The sequence below is a fragment of the Streptococcus mitis genome, assembly GCF_047460035.1.
Taxonomy (GTDB): Bacteria; Bacillota; Bacilli; order Lactobacillales; family Streptococcaceae; genus Streptococcus; species Streptococcus mitis_DW.
Genome location: NZ_JASHHB010000011.1, coordinates 1 through 20944, shown reverse-complemented (window position 1 = coordinate 20944; position 20944 = coordinate 1). Strand labels below are relative to the sequence as shown.

At 40.7% G+C, this 20944-nt stretch carries 17 protein-coding genes; 15 read left to right on the top strand and 2 right to left on the bottom strand.

Annotated features, from left to right (window positions below):
* Positions 1-126 precede the first annotated feature (126 nt).
* The 4 genes from QM956_RS09230 (at position 127) to QM956_RS09215 (ending at position 6116) form a co-directional block, all read left to right on the top strand.
* A complete protein-coding gene (locus QM956_RS09230) occupies positions 127-867 on the top strand; it encodes a DeoR/GlpR family DNA-binding transcription regulator (RefSeq protein ID WP_414302456.1) in 741 nt (246 codons plus the stop codon).
* Complete coding sequence (pfkB, locus tag QM956_RS09225) at positions 864-1775, top strand: 1-phosphofructokinase (protein WP_000640810.1); 912 nt, start codon at positions 864-866, stop codon at positions 1773-1775. The genes QM956_RS09230 and pfkB overlap by 4 nt, the downstream gene beginning before the upstream one ends.
* Complete coding sequence (locus tag QM956_RS09220) at positions 1772-3724, top strand: fructose-specific PTS transporter subunit EIIC (RefSeq protein WP_261020702.1); 1953 nt, start codon at positions 1772-1774, stop codon at positions 3722-3724. The genes pfkB and QM956_RS09220 overlap by 4 nt, the downstream gene beginning before the upstream one ends.
* A gap of 88 nt (positions 3725-3812) precedes the next feature.
* Positions 3813-6116, top strand: a complete 2304-nt coding sequence (locus QM956_RS09215; protein ID WP_414302455.1) for a DNA translocase FtsK — start codon at positions 3813-3815, stop codon at positions 6114-6116.
* A 43-nt stretch (positions 6117-6159) separates the two neighbouring features.
* Here QM956_RS09215 and QM956_RS09210 read toward each other — a convergent pair whose 3' ends face one another.
* Positions 6160-6588: a DUF6556 family protein gene (locus QM956_RS09210; RefSeq protein WP_261020701.1), complete on the bottom strand. Its 429-nt coding sequence runs from the start codon at positions 6586-6588 to the stop codon at positions 6160-6162.
* A 138-nt stretch (positions 6589-6726) separates the two neighbouring features.
* Here QM956_RS09210 and QM956_RS09205 point away from each other — a divergent pair, with 138 nt between their 5' ends.
* The 9 genes from QM956_RS09205 (at position 6727) to QM956_RS09165 (ending at position 15709) form a co-directional block, all read left to right on the top strand.
* Positions 6727-7869, top strand: coding sequence for a cysteine desulfurase family protein (locus QM956_RS09205; protein WP_414302454.1), 1143 nt, complete (start codon positions 6727-6729; stop codon positions 7867-7869).
* A gap of 8 nt (positions 7870-7877) precedes the next feature.
* Complete coding sequence (gene thiI / locus QM956_RS09200; protein ID WP_261020699.1) at positions 7878-9092, top strand: tRNA uracil 4-sulfurtransferase ThiI; 1215 nt, start codon at positions 7878-7880, stop codon at positions 9090-9092.
* A gap of 137 nt (positions 9093-9229) precedes the next feature.
* A complete protein-coding gene (locus QM956_RS09195; protein ID WP_261020698.1) occupies positions 9230-10054 on the top strand; it encodes an alpha/beta hydrolase in 825 nt (274 codons plus the stop codon).
* A 20-nt stretch (positions 10055-10074) separates the two neighbouring features.
* Positions 10075-10815, top strand: coding sequence for an esterase family protein (locus QM956_RS09190; protein ID WP_000546817.1), 741 nt, complete (start codon positions 10075-10077; stop codon positions 10813-10815).
* Positions 10816-10827: 12 nt separating this feature from the next.
* Complete coding sequence (locus QM956_RS09185) at positions 10828-11994, top strand: ATP-grasp domain-containing protein (RefSeq protein ID WP_261020697.1); 1167 nt, start codon at positions 10828-10830, stop codon at positions 11992-11994.
* A 159-nt stretch (positions 11995-12153) separates the two neighbouring features.
* Positions 12154-13023 carry an aquaglyceroporin Gla gene (gla, locus tag QM956_RS09180; RefSeq protein ID WP_261020696.1) on the top strand — a complete coding sequence of 290 codons (870 nt, stop codon included), beginning with the start codon at positions 12154-12156 and terminating at the stop codon, positions 13021-13023.
* Between the two features lie 123 nt (positions 13024-13146).
* Positions 13147-13872: a CppA family protein gene (locus QM956_RS09175; protein ID WP_261022747.1), complete on the top strand. Its 726-nt coding sequence runs from the start codon at positions 13147-13149 to the stop codon at positions 13870-13872.
* Positions 13869-14804, top strand: coding sequence for a serine hydrolase domain-containing protein (locus QM956_RS09170; RefSeq protein ID WP_414302453.1), 936 nt, complete (start codon positions 13869-13871; stop codon positions 14802-14804). Before QM956_RS09175 ends, QM956_RS09170 begins: the two co-directional genes overlap by 4 nt.
* An 8-nt stretch (positions 14805-14812) precedes the next feature.
* Entirely contained in the window at positions 14813-15709 is an 897-nt protein-coding gene (locus QM956_RS09165; RefSeq protein WP_414302452.1) for a DMT family transporter, read from the top strand.
* A gap of 41 nt (positions 15710-15750) precedes the next feature.
* Here QM956_RS09165 and QM956_RS09160 read toward each other — a convergent pair whose 3' ends face one another.
* The gene (locus tag QM956_RS09160) at positions 15751-16449 is read right to left on the bottom strand and encodes a GntR family transcriptional regulator (RefSeq protein ID WP_000936191.1); all 699 of its coding nucleotides are present in this window, start codon (positions 16447-16449) and stop codon (positions 15751-15753) included.
* Between the two features lie 141 nt (positions 16450-16590).
* On the opposite strand from QM956_RS09160, the gene guaA reads away from it, so the two are divergent.
* Together guaA and QM956_RS09150 are read left to right on the top strand one after the other, a co-directional pair.
* A complete protein-coding gene (gene guaA, locus QM956_RS09155; RefSeq protein WP_084929606.1) occupies positions 16591-18153 on the top strand; it encodes a glutamine-hydrolyzing GMP synthase in 1563 nt (520 codons plus the stop codon).
* A 520-nt stretch (positions 18154-18673) separates the two neighbouring features.
* Positions 18674-20944: G5 domain-containing protein (locus QM956_RS09150; RefSeq protein ID WP_414302451.1), on the top strand; the 2271-nt coding region annotated here is incomplete at its 3' end.

The window sequence follows — 20944 nt, the reverse complement described above, 5'->3', positions numbered from 1 at the left end:
ATCTTGCAATAAAAATTTTGGAAATAAGAAAAATGATAGATTTTGAAAGAAAATGACAAAAAGCGCTTGACTTTGAAAGAAAGTGTGATAGAATGAATAGTGTAAACGATAACAGGAGGTGATTCAGTGTTAAAAACAGAGCGGAAGCAACTGATTTTAGAGGAGTTAAATCAACATCATGTAGTTTCTCTAGAAAAATTAGTTAGTTTGTTAGAAACGTCAGAATCAACGGTTCGAAGAGATTTGGATGAGTTGGAAGCGGAAAACAAGCTTCGTCGCGTGCATGGTGGAGCAGAATTTCCCCATTCCTTGCAGGAAGAAGAAACCATTCAAGAAAAATCTGTCAAAAACCTTCAAGAAAAGAAGTTGCTGGCTCAGAAGGCAGCCTCTCTCATCAAGGAACAAGATGTCATCTTTATCGATGCTGGAACAACAACTGCTTTTTTGATTCATGAATTGGTTAATAAGAATATTACTGTTGTGACAAATTCGATTCACCATGCCGCTCAGTTGGTTGAAAAGCAGATTCCAACTGTCATGGTTGGAGGAAGTGTCAAGATGGCGACAGATGCTAGTATCGGGGGCGTTGCTCTTAACCAGATTAACCAATTGCACTTTGACCGTGCCTTTATCGGGATGAATGGTGTGGACGATGGTTATTATACGACTCCTGATATGGAAGAGGGAGCTGTGAAGCGTGCTATTTTAGAAAATGCCAAACAGACCTATGTCTTGGTGGATTCGTCTAAAATTGGACAAACTTGCTTTGCCAAGGTAGCACCACTCAAACGAGCTATTGTTATCACAAGTCAAGGGCATGAGCTCTTGCAGGCTATTAAGGAGAAAACGGAGGTAATAGAAGTATGATTTATACAGTCACACTCAATCCATCCATTGACTATATCGTTCGTTTGGATCAAGTTCAAGTCGGTAGTGTCAATCGAATGGACAGTGATGATAAGTTTGCTGGTGGGAAAGGAATCAATGTCAGTCGTGTCTTGAAACGCTTGGGTATTCCAAATACAGCGACTGGATTTATCGGAGGTTTTACTGGTGAATTTATCACAGATACTCTGGCAGAGGAAGAAATCGAGACACGTTTTGTCCAAGTGGCAGAAGATACTCGTATCAATGTTAAAATCAAAGCAGACCAAGAGACAGAAATCAACGGGACTGGTCCAAATGTGGAACCAGCTCAGCTAGAAGAATTGAAAGCTATTTTATCTAGTTTGACTGCAGAAGATACAGTTGTCTTTGCTGGTTCAAGTGCTAAGAATCTAGGCAATGTCATCTACAAGGATTTGATTGCCTTGACACGCAAGACTGGTGCGCAAGTCGTTTGTGATTTTGAAGGACAGACCTTGATTGATAGTTTGGACTACCAGCCACTTTTGGTCAAACCAAACAATCATGAACTTGGAGCGATTTTTGGAGTGAAACTCGAAAGTTTAGATGAAATTGAGAAATACGCTCGTGAGTTACTGGCTAAAGGTGCTCAAAACGTCATTATTTCTATGGCTGGTGACGGTGCTCTTCTTGTCACATCTGAGGGAGCTTACTTCGCAAAACCTATCAAGGGAACAGTCAAAAATTCAGTTGGAGCTGGTGACTCTATGGTTGCTGGATTTACAGGTGAATTTGTCAAATCAAAAGACGCAGTAGAAGCCTTCAAATGGGGAGTTGCTTGTGGAACGGCAACTACCTTCTCGGATGACTTGGCAACAGCAGAATTTATTAAAGAAACATATGAAAAAGTTGAGGTAGAAAAACGATGAAAATTCAAGACCTATTGAGAAAAGATGTCATGTTGCTGGATTTGCAGGCAACTGAAAAAACAGCTGTCATCGACGAGATGATTAAAAGTTTGACAGACCACGGTTATGTGACAGATTTTGAAACATTTAAAGAAGGAATTTTGGCGCGTGAAGCTCTGACCTCTACTGGTTTGGGTGACGGAATCGCAATGCCTCACAGCAAAAACGCTGCTGTCAAAGAAGCGACAGTTCTCTTTGCTAAGTCAAATAAGGGTGTTGACTATGAGAGCTTGGATGGACAAGCAACTGATTTATTCTTCATGATTGCAGCTCCAGAAGGTGCCAATGACACCCACTTGGCAGCCTTGGCAGAATTGTCTCAATACTTGATGAAAGACGGTTTTGCTGACAAACTTCGTCAAGCAATATCAGCTGACCAAGTTATCGAACTTTTTGACCAAGCTTCAGAAAAAGCTGAGGAGCCAGTTCAAGCACCTGTCAATGAATCTGGTGATTTTATTGTAGCTGTTACAGCTTGTACAACAGGTATTGCCCACACTTATATGGCCCAAGAAGCCCTTCAAAAAGTGGCTGCTGAAATGGGGGTTGGTATTAAGGTTGAAACAAACGGAGCTAGCGGTGTTGGTAACCAACTAACTGCTGAGGACATCCGCAAGGCTAAAGCTGTTATCATCGCAGCAGACAAGGCTGTAGAAATGGATCGTTTCGATGGCAAACCATTGATCAATCGTCCAGTTGCTGACGGTATCCGTAAGACAGAAGAGTTAATTAACTTAGCTCTTTCAGGAGATGCTGAAGTCTACCGTGCCGCTAATGGTGCAAAAGCTGCAACAGCCTCTAACGAAAAACAAAGCCTTGGTGGTGCCTTCTACAAACACTTGATGAGTGGTGTATCTCAAATGTTACCATTCGTTATCGGTGGTGGTATCATGATTGCCCTTGCCTTCTTGATTGACGGTGCTTTGGGTGTTCCAAATGAAAACCTTGGTAATCTTGGTTCCTACCATGAGTTAGCTTCTATGTTCATGAAAATTGGTGGTGCAGCCTTTGGCTTGATGCTCCCAGTCTTTGCAGGTTATGTAGCCTACTCTATCGCTGAAAAACCAGGTTTGGTAGCAGGTTTCGTGGCTGGTGCTATTGCCAAAGAAGGTTTTGCCTTTGGTAAAATTCCTTATGCTGCAGGTGGTGAAGCAACTTCAACTCTTGCAGGTGTCTCATCTGGTTTCCTAGGTGCCCTTGTTGGTGGATTTATCGCAGGTGCTTTGGTTCTTGCTATCAAGAAATACGTTAAAGTTCCTCGTTCACTTGAAGGTGCTAAATCAATTCTTCTCTTACCACTTCTTGGAACAATCTTGACTGGATTTGTTATGCTAGCTGTTAACATCCCAATGGCAGCAATCAACACTGCTATGAATGACTTCCTAGGCGGTCTTGGAGGAGGTTCAGCTGTCCTTCTTGGTATCGTTCTTGGAGGAATGATGGCTGTCGATATGGGTGGACCAGTCAATAAAGCGGCTTATGTCTTTGGTACAGGTACGCTTGCAGCAACTGTTTCTTCAGGTGGTTCTGTGGCTATGGCAGCAGTTATGGCTGGAGGAATGGTGCCACCACTTGCCATCTTTGTCGCAACTCTTCTCTTTAAAGACAAATTTACTAAGGAAGAACGCAACTCTGGTTTGACCAACATCATCATGGGCTTGTCATTTATCACTGAGGGAGCGATTCCATTTGGTGCCGCTGATCCAGCTCGTGCGATCCCAAGCTTCATCCTTGGTTCAGCAGTAGCAGGAGGCCTCGTTGGTCTTACTGGTATCAAACTCATGGCACCACACGGAGGAATCTTCGTTATCGCGCTTACTTCAAATGCTCTTCTTTACCTCGTTTCAGTCTTGGTAGGAGCAATCGTAAGTGGTGTGGTCTATGGTTACCTACGCAAACCACAAGCATAAAACTTAGATAGAAAATGAAAAGATTGGACCGTTTGGTGCAGTCTTTTTCTCTTTCCGAAATGCCTGTGAAATATGGTATAATAGAAGAATGGCAAACAAGAATACAAGTAAAACAAGACGGAGACCGTCTAAAGCAGAACTCGAAAGAAAAGAAGCGATTCAACGAATGTTGATTTCGTTGGGAATCGCGATTTTATTGATTTTCGCAGCCTTCAAATTAGGGGCTGCGGGTATAACTCTTTACAATTTAATTCGCTTGCTGGTGGGTAGCCTAGCTTATCTGGCAATATTTGGTATCCTGCTCTACCTCTTCTTTTTCAAGTGGATACGAAAACAGGAAGGACTCCTATCAGGCTTTTTAACCATATTTGCTGGTTTGCTCTTGATTTTCGAGGCTTACTTGGTTTGGAAATATGGTTTGGACAAGTCCGTTCTAAAAGGAACCATGGCTCAGGTTGTGACGGATTTAACTGGTTTTCGAACGACCAGTTTTGCTGGTGGAGGCTTGATTGGTGTTGGACTCTATGTGCCAACAGCCTTTCTCTTCTCAAATATCGGCACTTACTTTATTGGTTCTATCTTGATTTTAGCAGGCGCTCTCCTAATCAGTCCTTGGTCTGTTTACGATATTGCTGAATTCTTCAGTAGAGGATTTGCCAAATGGCGAGAAGGGCATGAGCGTCGAAAAGAGGAACGCTTTGTTAAACAAGAAGAAAAAGCTCGCCAAAAGGCTGAGGAAGAGGCTAGATTAGAACAAGAAGAGGCTGAAAAAGCCTTACTCGATTTGCCTCCTATTGATATGGAAACAGGTGAAATTCTGACTGATGATGTTGTGCTTGACGTTCCTCCTGTTCCAGAAGAAGAGTGGGTGGAACCAGAAATCATCTTGCCTCAAGCTGAACTTGAATTCGCTGAACAGGAAGATGGCTCTGATGATGAAGATGTTCAGGTCGATTTTTCAGCCAAGGAGGCTCTTGAGTACAAACTTCCAAGCTTACAACTCTTTGCCCCAGATAAACCAAAAGACCAGTCGAAAGAGAAGAAGATTGTTCGAGAAAACATCAAAATCCTAGAAGAAACTTTTGCTAGTTTTGGTATCAAGGTAACAGTTGAACGGGCTGAAATTGGACCATCAGTGACCAAGTATGAAGTCAAGCCGGCCGTTGGTGTAAGGGTCAACCGCATTTCCAATCTAGCAGATGACCTCGCTCTAGCCTTGGCGGCCAAGGATGTCCGAATCGAAGCACCTATCCCAGGGAAATCTTTAGTGGGAATTGAAGTACCTAACTCTGAGATTGCGACAGTTTCTTTCCGAGAACTATGGGAACAATCTCAAACGAAAGCAGAAAATCTCTTGGAAATTCCTTTAGGGAAGGCTGTTAATGGAACCGCAAGAGCTTTTGACCTTTCTAAAATGCCTCACTTGCTCGTCGCAGGTTCAACGGGTTCAGGGAAGTCAGTAGCTGTTAACGGCATTATCGCTAGCATCCTCATGAAGGCGAGACCTGACCAAGTTAAATTTATGATGGTCGATCCCAAGATGGTTGAGTTGTCTGTTTACAATGATATTCCCCACCTCTTGATTCCAGTTGTGACCAATCCACGTAAGGCCAGCAAGGCTCTGCAAAAGGTTGTGGATGAAATGGAAAATCGTTATGAACTCTTTGCCAAGGTGGGAGTTCGGAATATTGCAGGTTTTAATGCCAAGGTAGAAGAGTTCAATGCCCAGTCTGAGTACAAGCAGGTTCCGCTACCACTCATTGTTGTAATTGTGGATGAGTTGGCTGACCTTATGATGGTGGCCAGTAAGGAAGTGGAAGATGCCATCATTCGTCTTGGACAGAAGGCGCGTGCTGCAGGTATCCACATGATTCTTGCAACCCAGCGTCCATCTGTTGATGTCATTTCTGGTCTGATCAAGGCCAATGTTCCATCTCGAGTGGCTTTTGCAGTTTCGTCAGGAACAGACTCTCGCACTATTTTAGATGAAAATGGAGCTGAGAAACTACTTGGTCGAGGAGACATGCTCTTTAAACCGATTGATGAAAATCATCCAGTTCGTCTGCAAGGATCCTTTATCTCGGATGATGATGTTGAACGCATCGTAAACTTCATTAAGGCTCAGGCAGATGCGGACTACGATGAGAGTTTTGATCCAGGTGAGGTTTCTGAAAATGAAGGTGAATTTTCAGATGGTGAAACTGGTGGAGATCCGCTTTTTGAGGAAGCCAAGGCTTTGGTTATCGAGACACAGAAAGCCAGCGCATCCATGATTCAGCGTCGTTTGTCAGTTGGATTTAACCGTGCGACTCGCCTCATGGAAGAACTTGAGATGGCAGGTGTCATTGGTCCAGCTGAGGGTACCAAACCAAGAAAAGTTTTACAACAATAAAAAAATAGCTTCTTTCCAAGTTTGGAAGGAGCTATTTTACTGGCTATTGATTGCTTTTATTTTCTGAAGTTGAAGTATTGGGCTGTTTTTCATTTTCAGTAGCAGGTTTACTTGGAGTAGGAGTAGAAGAATCCTGAGTTGATGTTTTCTGCTCTTCTTTTTTCTCTTCCTTGACGCTAGATTTTGGCGTTTCTTCTTGTTGTGTTTTTTCTTGACTAGTATTATTTTCCTTATTAGGGCTGGTGTTTTCCTGAGGGGATTCCTTTTGAATTTCTTTGACAATTGTTGTCGTCTGGGTTGTCGTAGGTTCTTTTTTAGTATTTTTGTTATTATCCAAGGCGTTCATGATAGTGATACTAGCGGTAATCAAGCCAAGGATACTACCGATAGTCGCAACGGTTTTTTGAAAGACTGTAAAGCCTTTTTTGATGTGTTCTGTTTTTGGTTTTGAAGTTCTACGATAATTAGACATACATTCTCTCCTTTAATTAAAATTTATTATACCTCATTTCTTTAAAAAAATCTTAAAAAAAGAGGAATTGCCCTTTCTTGTCGCAAGCTCCGTTTCATGATACAATAGAAGGAGTGATTTTAGAAAGCGTGAGAAAACATGATTTACTTTGATAATTCGGCGACGACCAAGCCTCATCCTGAAGCCCTTGAAACTTATATGCAGGTCGCTTCAAAAATTTTAGGAAATCCATCTAGTCTCCATCGTTTGGGAGACCAGGCAACACGAATCTTAGATGCTTCTCGCCAACAGATTGCAGATTTTATCGGTAAGAAAAGCGATGAAATCTTCTTTACCTCTGGTGGAACAGAAGGAGATAACTGGGTTATCAAGGGTGTGGCCTTTGAAAAGGCTCAGTTTGGAAAGCACATCATTGTATCAGCCATTGAACATCCGGCAGTCGAAGAGTCAGCCCTTTGGTTGAAATCTCAAGGTTTTGAAGTGGATTTTGCTCCAGTTGATAACAAAGGATTTGTGGATGTTGAGGCACTAGCAGATTTGATAAGACCTGATACGACCCTCGTTTCCGTCATGGCTGTGAACAATGAAATTGGCTCGATTCAACCTATTCAAGCTATTTCAGAATTGTTAGCAGACAAGCCGACTATTTCCTTCCACGTTGATGCGGTTCAGGCACTTGCCAAGATTCCGACTGAAAAGTATCTGACAGAACGAGTGGATTTTGCGACTTTCTCTAGTCACAAGTTTCACGGAGTTCGAGGTGTTGGATTTGTCTATATCAAGTCTGGCAAGAAGATTACGCCTCTGTTGACTGGTGGTGGTCAGGAGCGTGATTATCGTTCAACAACTGAAAATGTGGCAGGAATTGCAGCGACAGCCAAGGCTCTCCGTTTATCTATGGAAAAGCTAGATATCTTTACTAGTAAGACTGGACAGATGAAGACAGTGATTCGTCAAGCCCTTCTGGACTATCCAGATATTTTTGTCTTTTCAGATGAGGAAGACTTTGCACCTCATATCCTGACTTTTGGAATCAAGGGTGTTCGTGGTGAAGTCATCGTTCACGCCTTTGAAGACTATGATATTTTCATCTCAACGACCTCTGCTTGTTCGTCCAAGGCTGGGAAACCTGCAGGAACTCTGATTGCCATGGGAGTAGATAAAGATAAGGCCCAGTCAGCTGTGCGTTTAAGCCTAGACCTTGAAAATGATATGAGTCAGGTCGAGCAGTTTTTGACCAAGTTAAAATTAATTTACAATCAAACTAGAAAAGTAAGATAGGAGCATTCATGCAGTATTCAGAAATTATGATTCGCTACGGAGAGTTGTCAACCAAGGGTAAAAATCGTATGCGTTTCATCAATAAACTTCGCAATAACATTTCGGACGTTTTGTCCATCTATTCCCAAGTTAAGGTAACCGCTGATCGCGACCGTGCCCACGTTTACCTGAATGGAGCCGATTACACAGCAGTTGCAGAATCACTCAAACAAGTCTTCGGGATTCAAAACTTTTCTCCTGTTTATAAGGTCGAAAAATCTGTTGCAACGCTTAAGGCTGCTGTCCAAGAGATTATGCAGGATATCTACAAGGAAGGCATGACCTTTAAAATCTCTAGTAGACGAAGCGACCATAGCTTTGAATTGGACAGTCGTCAACTTAACCAAACCCTTGGTGGTGCTGTTTTCGACGTAATTCCTACTATTCAAGCCCAGATGAAAAATCCTGATATCACTCTTCAGGTGGAGATTCGTGAGGAAGCTGCTTATCTTTCCTATGAAACCATTCGTGGAGCAGGTGGTTTGCCAGTGGGTACCTCTGGTAAGGGGATGCTCATGTTGTCAGGAGGTATTGATTCACCCGTTGCAGGTTATCTAGCTCTTAAGCGTGGGGTAGATATCGAGGCGGTTCATTTTGCCAGCCCACCTTACACGAGTCCTGGTGCTCTTAAAAAAGCGCAGGATTTGACTCGTAAATTGACCAAGTTTGGGGGAAATATCCAGTTTATCGAAGTGCCTTTTACTGAGATTCAAGAAGAAATCAAGGCTAAAGCGCCAGAAGCTTATTTGATGACTCTAACTCGTCGCTTTATGATGCGGATTACAGATCGTATTCGTGAGGTACGAAATGGTTTAGTTATCATCAATGGCGAAAGTCTTGGTCAAGTAGCAAGCCAGACCTTGGAGAGCATGCAGGCTATCAATGCAGTTACCAACACTCCCATCATCCGTCCAGTTGTGACAATGGATAAGTTGGAAATCATTGATATTGCACAAGAAATCGATACATTTGATATTTCAATCCAGCCCTTTGAAGACTGCTGTACGATTTTTGCGCCAGATCGTCCAAAAACAAATCCTAAGATTAAGAATGCGGAGCAGTACGAAGCGCGTATGGATGTTGAAGGTTTAGTTGAGCGAGCTGTGGCTGGAATCATGATTACTGAGATTACACCGCAGGCTGAAAAAGATGAAGTGGATGACTTGATTGACAATCTTCTCTAATCAGAAAATCCAGAAGAATTTAGAAAAAATAAATGAAAAAGTTAGTTTTTAATTCCAAAAACGGAAGCAAAACTAACTTTTTTTCTATAAATGTGATATAATAAAATAAAATTTTGAATATAGAGAGTTTTCTGACAATGAATCAATCCTACTTTTATTTAAAAATGAAAGAACACAAACTCAAGGTTCCTTACACTGGTAAGGAGCGCCGTGTACGTGTTCTTCTTCCTAAAAATTATGAGAAAGACACGGATCGTTCTTATCCTGTTGTTTACTTTCATGACGGGCAAAATGTCTTTTATAGTAAAGAATCTTTCATTGGTCACTCGTGGAAGATTATCCCAGCTATTAAGCGTAATCCTGATATCAGTCGCATGATTGTCGTTGCTATTGATAATGATGGTATGGGGCGGATGAATGAGTATGCAGCTTGGAAGTTCCAAGAATCTCCTATTCCAGGGCAGCAATTTGGCGGCAAGGGTGTGGAGTATGCCGAGTTTGTGATGGAGGTGGTCAAGCCTTTTATCGATGAGACCTACCGTACCAAAGCTGACCGCCAGCATACGGCTATGATTGGTTCCTCACTAGGAGGCAATATTACCCAATTTATCGGTTTGGAATACCAAGACCAAATTGGTTGTCTAGGTGTTTTTTCATCTGCTAACTGGCTCCACCAAGAAGCTTTTAACCGCTATATCGAGCGCCAGAAACTGTCGCCTGACCAGCGTATCTTCATCTATGTAGGAACAGAAGAAGCAGATGATACGGACAAGACCCTGATGGCTGGTAATATCAAACAAGCCTATATCGATTCGTCTCTTCGCTATTACTATGATTTGATAGCAGGTGGGATACACTTAGATAATCTTGTCTTGAAAGTTCAGTCTGGTGCCATCCATAGTGAAATCCCTTGGTCGGAGAATTTACCAGACTGTCTGAGATTTTTTGCTGAGAAATGGTAAGTTAGAAAAGGAGAAAGCCAATGCATATTGAAAACCTTAGCCACTGGAGTGGTAATCTTAACCGTGAAATGTACCTTAATCGTTATGGACATGCTGGGATTCCAGTTGTGGTCTTTGCTTCATCAGGTGGTAGTCACAACGAATACTATGATTTTGGCATGATTGATGCCTGTGCTTCCTTTATCGAGGAAGGCCGTGTCCAGTTCTTTACCCTATCCAGTGTAGATAGTGAGAGCTGGTTGGCCACTTGGAAAAATGGTCACGACCAAGCAGAGATGCACCGTGCCTATGAACGCTATGTGATTGAGGAGGCCATTCCTTTTATCAAGCACAAGACAGGTTGGTTTGATGGTATGATGACGACAGGTTGCTCGATGGGCGCCTACCATGCAGTCAATTTTTTTCTCCAACATCCAGATGTTTTTACAAAGGTGATTGCTCTTAGTGGTGTTTACGATGCACGTTTCTTTGTCGGCGATTACTACAATGACGATGCCATTTACCAAAACTCGCCAGTAGATTATATCTGGAACCAGAACGACGGCTGGTTTATTGACCGTTATCGTCAGGCAGAGATTGTGCTGTGTACGGGTCTTGGTGCCTGGGAACAAGACGGTCTACCATCTTTCTATAAGCTCAAAGAAGCCTTTGACCAGAAACAAATTCCAGCCTGGTTTGCTGAATGGGGACACGATGTCGCCCACGACTGGGAATGGTGGCGCAAACAAATGCCTTATTTCCTTGGCAATCTCTATTTATAAAAGGAGTTACCTATGAATTACCTTGTTATTTCTCCCTACTATCCGCAAAACTTTCAACAGTTTACCATTGAACTAGCTAATAAAGGCATCACAGTCTTGGGAATTGGCCAAGAACCTTACGAGCAATTGGATGAACCTTTACGCAATAGCCTGACCGAGTATTTCCGTGTAGATAACCTTGAGAACATAGATGAAGTCAAACGTGCAGTTGCTTTTCTATTTTATAAACATGGCCCAATTGACCGTATCGAGTCCCACAATGAATATTGGCTAGAGCTGGACGCAGCACTCAGAGAACAATTCAATGTCTTTGGTGCCAAACCAGAGGATCTCAAAAAGACTAAATATAAGTCTGAAATGAAGAAACTTTTCAAAAAAGCAGGTGTCCCTGTGGTACCTGGAGCTGTTATCAAGACGGAAGCAGATGTTGATCAAGCAGTGAAAGAAATTGGTCTTCCAATGATTGCCAAACCTGATAATGGAGTGGGAGCAGCCGCAACCTTTAAGCTTGAAACAGAAGACGATATCAATCACTTCAAGTCTGAGTGGGATCATTCAACTGTTTATTTCTTTGAGAAATTTGTCACCTCTAGCGAAATTTGCACTTTTGATGGTCTAGTGGACAAGGATGGAAAGATTGTCTTTTCAACAACTTTTGACTACGCCTATACACCGCTTGATCTCATGATTTACAAGATGGACAATTCCTACTATGTTCTTAAGGATATGGATCCCAAATTACGTAAATATGGTGAGGCAATTGTCAAAGAATTTGGTATGAAAGAACGTTTCTTCCATATCGAGTTCTTCCGTGAAGGGGATGATTACATCGCCATTGAGTACAATAACCGCCCTGCAGGTGGTTTTACCATTGATGTTTATAACTTTGCTCATTCCTTGGACCTCTATCGTGGCTATGCAGCTATTGTCGCAGGAGAAGAGTTCCCAGTGTCAGAATTTGAATCTCAGTATTGTTTGGCTACTTCTCGCCGTGCAAATGCTCACTATGTTTATTCTGAGGAGGACTTACTTGCCAAATATAGTCAGCAGTTCAAGGTTAAAAAAATCATGCCAGCAGCCTTTGCGGAACTTCAAGGAGATTACCTTTATATGCTGACAACTCCTAGTCGACAAGAAATGGAGCAGATGATTAAGGACTTTGGTCAGCGTCAGGCTTAAGAGACTCTCGGATTAAGGAAATTCACTCCCTTAATCCTTTTGTTTTTTATAAGAAATAAAATCGCTTTCTTATATAATCTTTCGGAAAAGTAGTTGCTAAAAGATATAAAAATTGATAGAATAAGGATTGTCTAAAAAATTTTAAGGAGAATCTATCAAATGGATTTCACATGGGCAATTAAATATGCCACTGAATTTTTGGGAACTGCTATTTTGATCATTCTTGGTAATGGTGCAGTTGCTAACGTTGAACTTAAAGGTACGAAAGGTCACCAAAGTGGCTGGCTCGTTATAGCTGTTGGTTACGGTATGGGGGTTATGATTCCAGCTTTGATGTTTGGTAACGTATCAGGTAACCACATCAACCCAGCCTTCACTCTTGGACTTGCAATCAGCGGTCTCTTCCCTTGGGCGCAAGTAGCGCCTTATATCCTTGCACAAGTTTTGGGTGCTATCTTTGGTCAAGCCTTGGTTGTGGCAACACACCGCCCATACTACTTGAAAACTGAAAATCCAAACAACATTTTGGGTACTTTCTCAACAATTTCAAGTTTGGATAATGGTACAAAAGAATCACATTTTGCAGCAACTGTTAATGGTTTTGTAAATGAGTTTGTTGGATCATTTGTTCTTTTCTTTGCAGCCCTTGGAATGACTAAAAACTTCTTTGGTTCTGAAGTGCTTCAATATATGAAACAAATGGCTAGTCAAGCAGGTCAAAATGTTGACTTTTCTGATTTAGCAATCAAAGCCCAAGTAGCACCACATACTGCTTCAGGACTTTCAGTAGCTCACTTGGCACTTGGATTCCTTGTTATGGCCTTGGTAACATCACTTGGTGGACCTACAGGACCTGCCTTGAACCCAGCCCGTGACTTGGGGCCACGTCTCCTTCATGCTTTCCTTCCAAAATCAGTTCTTGGTGAGCACAAAGGCGATTCAAAATGGTGGTACTCTTGGGTACCAGTAGTAGCACCGATTGCAGCAGCAATTGCGGCAGTAGCTATCTTCAAATTCCTTTACCTATAAGAAATTGAAACCGAGGAAATCCTCGGTTTTTTAGATGAAATTTTACGAAAAAAAGGTAAATCTGAGCATAATTTCTTGTAAAAAATTCTAAAATCCTTTAAAATAAAAGAGTTGGAGGAGTTTATGAATGTAAATCAGATTGTACGGATTATTCCTACTTTAAAAGTTAATAATAGAAAATTAAATGAAACATTTTATATAGAAACCCTTGGCATGAAGGCCTTGTTAGAAGAGTCAGCCTTTCTGTCACTAGGTGATCAAACAGGTCTAGAAAAGCTGGTTTTAGAAGAAGCTCCAAGTATGCGCACTCGTAAGGTAGAGGGAAGAAAAAAACTAGCTAGATTGATTGTCAAGGTGGAAAATCCCTTAGAAATTGAAGGACTCTTATCTAAAACAGATTCGATTCATCAATTATATAAAGGTCAAAACGGCTACGCTTTTGAAATTTACTCTCCAGAAGATGATTTGGTTTTGATCCATGCAGAAAATGATAGAGAAAGTCTAGTCGAAGTAGGAGAAAAACCTGAATTTCAAACAGATCTGGAGTCAATTTCTTTAAGTAAATTTGAGATTTCTATGGAATTACACCTCCCAACGGATGTAGATAGTGTCTTGGAACTATCTGAAATTGGGGAATCCCTTGATTTTATTCCAGCTCAGGGGCAGGATTTGACTGTAGACAATACGGTTACTTGGGACTTATCTATGCTCAAGTTCTTGGTCAATGAACTAGATATAGCGAGTCTTCGCCAGAAGTTTGAGTCTACCGAATATTTTATTCCTAAGTCTGAAAAATTCTTCCTTGGTAAAGATAGAAATAATGTTGAATTGTGGTTTGAAGAAGTATGAAGTGGACCAAGATTATTAAAATAATAGAAGAACAAATCGAGGCAGGGATCTATCCCGGGGCCTCTTTTGCGTATTTTAAGGACCATCAATGGACGGAGGTCTATTTAGGACAGAGTGACCCAGAGCAAGGCTTGCAGACAGAGGCAGGACTAGTTTACGATCTAGCCAGTGTCAGCAAGGTTGTTGGGGTTGGTACGGTTTTTACCTTTTTGTGGGAAAAAGGTCAATTAGATATTGACAGACCGGTAACAGATTTTTTAGCTGAGAGTGATTATCCAGACATCACTATTCGCCAGCTCTTAACCCACTCTACAGATCTTGATCCTTTTATTCCCAATAGGGATCTTTTAGCAGCCTCAGAATTAAAGGACGCGATGTTTCATCTCAACAGACGAAGTCAGTCAGCCTTTCTTTATTCGGATGTCCATTTTTTGCTGTTAGGTTTTATCTTGGAAAGAATCTTTAATCAAGACTTGGATGTGATTTTACAAGAACAAGTGTGGAATCCTTGGAGAATGACGGAAACCCAGTTTGGTCCTGTTGAACTTGCTGTTCCAACAGTTAGAGGTGTAGAGGCAGGTCTGGTACATGATCCCAAGGCTCGCCTCCTAGGCAGACATGCTGGTAGTGCTGGTTTGTTTTCGACTGTAAAGGATTTACAAATTTTTTTAGAACACTATTTAGCAGATGATTTTGCAAGAGATTTGAGTCAAAATTTTTCTACTTTGGATGACAAGGAACGTTCTTTAGCATGGAATTTGGAAGGAGATTGGCTAGACCATACGGGCTATACAGGTACCTTTATCATGTGGAATCGTCAGAAGCAAGAAGCGGTCATTTTCCTATCGAATCGTACCTATGAAAAGGATGAGAGAGCTCAATGGATTATAGACCGCAATCAAGTGATGGACTTGATTCGCAAAGAAGAGTAAGGAGAGACATGTCAAACAGTTTAAAAGGGACTCTATTAACAGTTGTGGCTGGGATTGCTTGGGGCTTGTCAGGAACGAGTGGCCAATACCTGATGGCACATGGAATTTCGTCTCTGGTTTTAACTAACTTACGACTTTTAATCGCCGGTGGGATTCTCATGGTCTTGGCTTATGCTACTGCAAAGGATAGAATGCTGGCCTTTTTAAAGGATAGAAAGAGTTTGCTGTCTCTTCTTATTTTTGCTCTAATTGGCCTCTTCCTCAATCAATTCGCCTATCTAACTGCTATTCAGGAAACCAATGCAGGAACCGCGACGGTGCTTCAGTATGTTTGTCCTGTTGGGATTTTGATTTATAGCTGTATCAAAGATAAGGTGGCACCGACACTGGGAGAGATTATTTCAATCATATTAGCCATTGGAGGGACCTTCCTGATTGCAACTCATGGGCAGTTGGACCAGTTATCCATGACACCTGCAGGCCTGTTCTGGGGTCTCTTTTCTGCTCTGACTTACGCACTTTATATCATTTTGCCCATAGCCTTGATTAAGAAGTGGGGGAGTAGCTTGGTCATTGGTGTGGGAATGGTCATAGCAGGTTTGGTCGCCCTTCCTTTTACAGGAGTTCTACAGACTGCTATCCCAACTAGTCTTGATTTTCTCCTGGCTTTTGCGGGTATTATCCTTATCGGGACTGTCTTTGCCTATACAGCCTTCTTAAAGGGAGCCAGTTTGATTGGACCGGTTAAGTCAAGCTTGTTGGCTTCAATTGAGCCAATTTCGGCGGTTTTCTTTGCCTTCCTAATCATGAATGAACAATTTTATCCCATTGATTTTCTTGGCATGGCAATGATTTTAATTGCAGTAACTCTGATTTCGTTGAAAGATTTGCTCTTAGAAAAATAAAAAGACTCTTTGTCCGTGACAGAGAGTTTTTGCATAGTGATCTAATTATTTTCAAGATAAAATTCAAAACGTTCGCCTACATACTGACTTTTTACGTATTCAAAAGCAGTACCATCTTCTAGGTAGGAAACCTGAGTCAAACCAAGAATAGCATGTCCTTTTTCAACTTCCAAATAGTGGGCAATCTTTTCTTTAGCAAGGCGAGCATAGATGGTCTGCTGTGATTTGCCAATGCGGTAGCCATGTTTTTGCAAGGTTTGGAAGAAATGACTGGTGATTTCTTCTTTTTTAAAGTCCTTAATGAATTTTTCAGGAATAGAAGCAACTTCATAAACTAGAGGAACTTGGTCGGCATAGCGAACCCGCTCCATTCGGATAATATTTTCGGTAGGAGAAATTCCTAGTTTAGCAACTTCCTGCTCATTGGGAATGGTTTTTCTGTAGGAAATGAGCTGGCTAGAGGGAACTTTACCTTGGGACTTAACAATTTCAGTAAAACTGGTTGTCCCTCGCATCTTTTCTTGTACTCGAGTACTGGAAACAAAGGTGCCGCTTCCTACACGACGCTCTAAAACGCCTTCTTCGACTAATAGAGATACAGCTTGGCGAAGGGTCATGCGACTGACTGCAAACTGCTCTGCTAAATCTCGTTCACTGGGAAGCCTCTCGCCAATGGCCCAACGATGTTCGTCAATATCCTTTTTAATCTGATCATGGATTTTCATATAAGCGGGTAGCATATTTTTCACTTCATTTCTATCTTTTCTCTATTGTACCCCAATAAACTAGAAAAAGTCAAACTTCGCCTTGTTTAGTTGGTAATTCGCCCTTATTTGTGATAGAATATTGAAAAAAGATATTTCTTTTGAGAAAGGAAAAAGATGAGCAACATTTCAACTGATTTGCAAGATGTAGAAAAAATCATCGTATTGGACTATGGTAGCCAATACAACCAGCTGATTTCACGCCGTATCCGTGAGATTGGTGTTTTTTCAGAACTGAAAAGCCATAAAATTTCAGCTGCTGAAGTTCGTGAAATCAACCCTGTAGGAATTATCCTTTCAGGTGGTCCAAATTCTGTATACGAAGATGGTTCATTCGATATTGACCCAGAAATCTTCGAACTCGGAATTCCTATTTTGGGAATCTGTTACGGTATGCAGTTGTTGACCCATAAACTTGGAGGAAAAGTTGTTCCTGCAGGCGATGCTGGAAATCGTGAATACGGTCAATCAACTCTTACTCACACCCCATCAGCTCTTTTTGAATCAACACCAGACGAACAGACTGTTTTGATGAGCCATGGTGATGCGGTTACTGAGATTCCTGCTGACTTTGTTCGTACAGGTACATCAGCTGACTGCCCATACGCAGCCATCGAAAACTCAGATAAACACATTTACGGTATCCAATTCCACCCAGAAGTTCGTCATTCTGTGTACGGAAATGATATCCTTCGTAACTTTGCTCTTAACATCTGTAAAGCTAAAGGCGACTGGTCAATGGATAACTTCATTGATATGCAGATCCAAAAAATTCGTGAAACCGTCGGTGATAAACGTGTCCTTCTCGGTCTATCAGGTGGTGTTGACTCTTCAGTTGTTGGAGTTCTTCTCCAAAAGGCTATTGGCAATCAATTGATCTGTATCTTCGTAGACCACGGTCTTCTTCGTAAAGGAGAAGCGGACCAAGTTATGGAAATGCTTGGTGGTAAGTTTGGGTTGAATATCGTCAAAGCAGACGCTGCTAAACGTTTCCTTGATAAACTTGCAGGAGTTTCTGACCCTGAACAAAAACGTAAAATCATCGGTAACGAGTTTGTTTATGTCTTTGATGACGAAGCAAGCAAGCTCAAAGATGTGAAATTCCTTGCTCAAGGTACCTTATATACAGACGTTATCGAGTCTGGTACAGATACAGCTCAAACTATCAAGTCACACCACAACGTGGGTGGTCTTCCAGAAGACATGCAGTTTGAATTGATTGAACCACTCAACACTCTCTATAAAGACGAAGTTCGTGCCCTTGGTACAGAGCTTGGTATGCCAGACCATATCGTATGGCGCCAACCATTCCCAGGACCAGGACTTGCTATCCGTGTCATGGGAGAAATTACTGAAGAAAAACTTGAAACCGTTCGTGAGTCAGACGCTATTCTTCGTGAGGAAATTGCTAAAGCTGGCCTTGACCGCGATATCTGGCAATACTTCACAGTTAACACAGGCGTTCGTTCAGTCGGTGTTATGGGTGACGGTCGTACGTACGACTACACTATTGCAATCCGTGCTATTACCTCTATCGATGGTATGACTGCGGATTTTGCCAAAATTCCTTGGGAAGTTCTTCAAAAGATTTCTGTACGTATCGTAAACGAAGTGGATCATGTTAACCGCATCGTCTATGATATTACAAGTAAACCACCTGCAACAGTTGAGTGGGAATAAACCTATAATTACTTTGCTCTTATAGTAAATGAAAAATAAGGATTTCGAGAGAACAAAATCGTTCTCTCTTTTTTTAGATGAATATTTTAAGTAAAAGGTTAAGCTATTCTTTCATAAAACAAGACAGAATAGTTGCCTCCAAAGTCTCATCATAAGAGAACAGTTATATTCTCTGAATCTACTTTTGAGATGGTAAAAATAGATATACTGATATCCATACCTTTTATCATATCCTTGATTTCTTAAGTTTTAAAGACAGTTTAATCAGGATTTCTTTTATATATCGATTAAGAAATAAATAATCTGTCTTGAATCCTACTATAGATGTATAAAGAGTCATTTTGTTTTTTGTTTCGTATCAGTATCAATCCGTTCTGATATTGTTTTTTGAATTGTAGAAAATTCTAGTACAGTGGTTAGGAAGTTTTTATAAATTTATTGTATTTAATTCTTGAGTTTATGCCTTTACTTTTTTAGTTAATTATGTAATAATGTTAACAATACAAATAAATGAAAGTAGGTGTTTCTATTGCATAAAGCAGTAAAACAAGAACAAGGTCATGGCTATCTCCGTAAAACTAAGTTAGGTTTGTTAAGTGGTATTATCCTAACGACTGCTTTAGGGAGTTTATTTTTAAATGGGATTGTAAGCGCTGACGAACAACCTACTAATCCAACAACAAGCGTCCAACTAAGTCAACCGGCAGGTGAAAGTTCACAAAATGAGTTTGAAACTAGTACATCTCATGCTGTAAAAGAAGCAGAGTTGAAGGCAAAAGTAGAAGAAGTGAAAGCGCTAGGTATCACTGTAAATGAAACACCAGTTGAAAATGTAGGTACAGCTAATACTCCTTCTGAAGTAAATCCGTTACGAAAAACTGCTGAAGAAAAAGTTGACGCTGAAATTCAGTCTTTAGAATCAGCAAAAGCAGAGAAAGTACAAGCTGATGCTGATAGAGCTAAGATTGAGGAGTTTAAGGATACTTATGTGACTGCTGATTACGTTAAAGTTAAGGCTACTGTACTTTCCCAATTAAATTCAAGAGATATTGATGAAGATGTTTTAAAAGAGGGTTCTGTAAGTGAAATTACTTCAACAAGTGGTACAGTCAATTATTTGAAAGCTCAGGAACTGGACTTAACAACATCTCAAGGTTTGAGAAGTGCTTTAGCGAACCCAACAACAACAGACGTTACTGAAGTGATTGTAAAAACGCCTACTCTTTCAACTCTACCAAACTCTTATAATACAAATCGAAGCAACAAAGGATATCGCGCTAATGTAGTGGAGTTAAAACCAAATGAAATTTACAGTTACACCATTACACCTGATTCAAAAAGTGTTCTTGCTAAAACTTATGGTATTGCAAGTATCGAAACAACTGCAAAATTTGAGTATACGTTACCAGAGGAAACTAAAGTTTACGCCATTTTCAGCAGTAAACCGATAGAAACTCATGTTATTATTAAAAATATGACTCGAAGAGCGGAAAATCACACTGATTTGATTGGTTACACTCGAACTTACACTTACAAGGACAAGAAAGGTAATGTTATTCCTGTTAAAGATTTGTTTGCTAAGGTTTTGGATGTTCAAAGTTTTAAAGATAAAGGTGTTATAACTTCTGCGGATATACCTGATGTTAAAGTTTCTGACATTGAACTACGCTCGGCTACTGGTGTTGATTCTACTTACCGTCAAGAAACTTCTTTAGTGGGAGAGAATAAGATTTCCCAAAAAAATTATATTCCAAGTAAAGTTATAGCAAAACAAAGAGATTACTTTCATCCTCGTATATTTTACATTTTTGCTCGTAAAAATGTCGAGTTAGCTGACGCAGATAAAGCAGTAAACGGTGTAGCTCGTGACTATCATTTGGTGACTTATACAGAGGTTCAACATAAAGGCAAGGTTACTCAAAAGTTTGTCGATGAACAAGGTGCTGAGATTCGACCGTCTGTTACAAGTGAGGTAAAAGCAGTAGGGGAGCAAATTACATTAACTCATCCTACGGATATTGACTTTGAGAACAAGCGTTATACCTTTAAAGACCAAGACAAACAAGATCTTACAGAGATTGTAAAAGGTGAAACTATTATAACTTATGTTTATAAACAAAAGTATGAAAATAATTTATCACCTGTTGAGATTGAAACTCCTATTCCGATTGAGACTACTTATGTTGCAGACCCAACGAAGGAAGTAGGTGACAATGAGACTGTCGATAATGGAACTGCGGGTAAGGTTGTAACTTCAACACCTAAGATTGTAAATGAATTAACAGGAGAAGTTACTGATGGTCAACCTATTGAGAAACGTAGTGAAATGCAACCTAAAGTGGTTAAAGTAGGTACGAAACCAACAGTTGTAGAAAGATCCATTCCATATACAACACGTTATGTAGAAGATAGTACAAAAGATAAAGATTATCGTGAAGTAACAAGACCTGGTAAAGCTGGTAAAACAACTACTACGACAACTTATATCTTGAATCCTAATACAGGTGCATTAACACCGAACGAACCAACCACGATTACTGAAGAAGCAGTAGAAGAAGTTATTATAGTAGGTACGAAACCAACAGTTGTAGAAAGATCCATTCCATATACAACACGTTACGTAGAAGATAGTACAAAAGATAAAGATTATCGTGAAGTAACAAAACCTGGTAAAGCTGGTAAAACAACTACTACGACAACTTATATCTTGAATCCTAATACAGGTGCATTAACACCGAACGAACCAACCACGATTACTGAAGAAGCAGTAGAAGAAGTTATTATAGTAGGT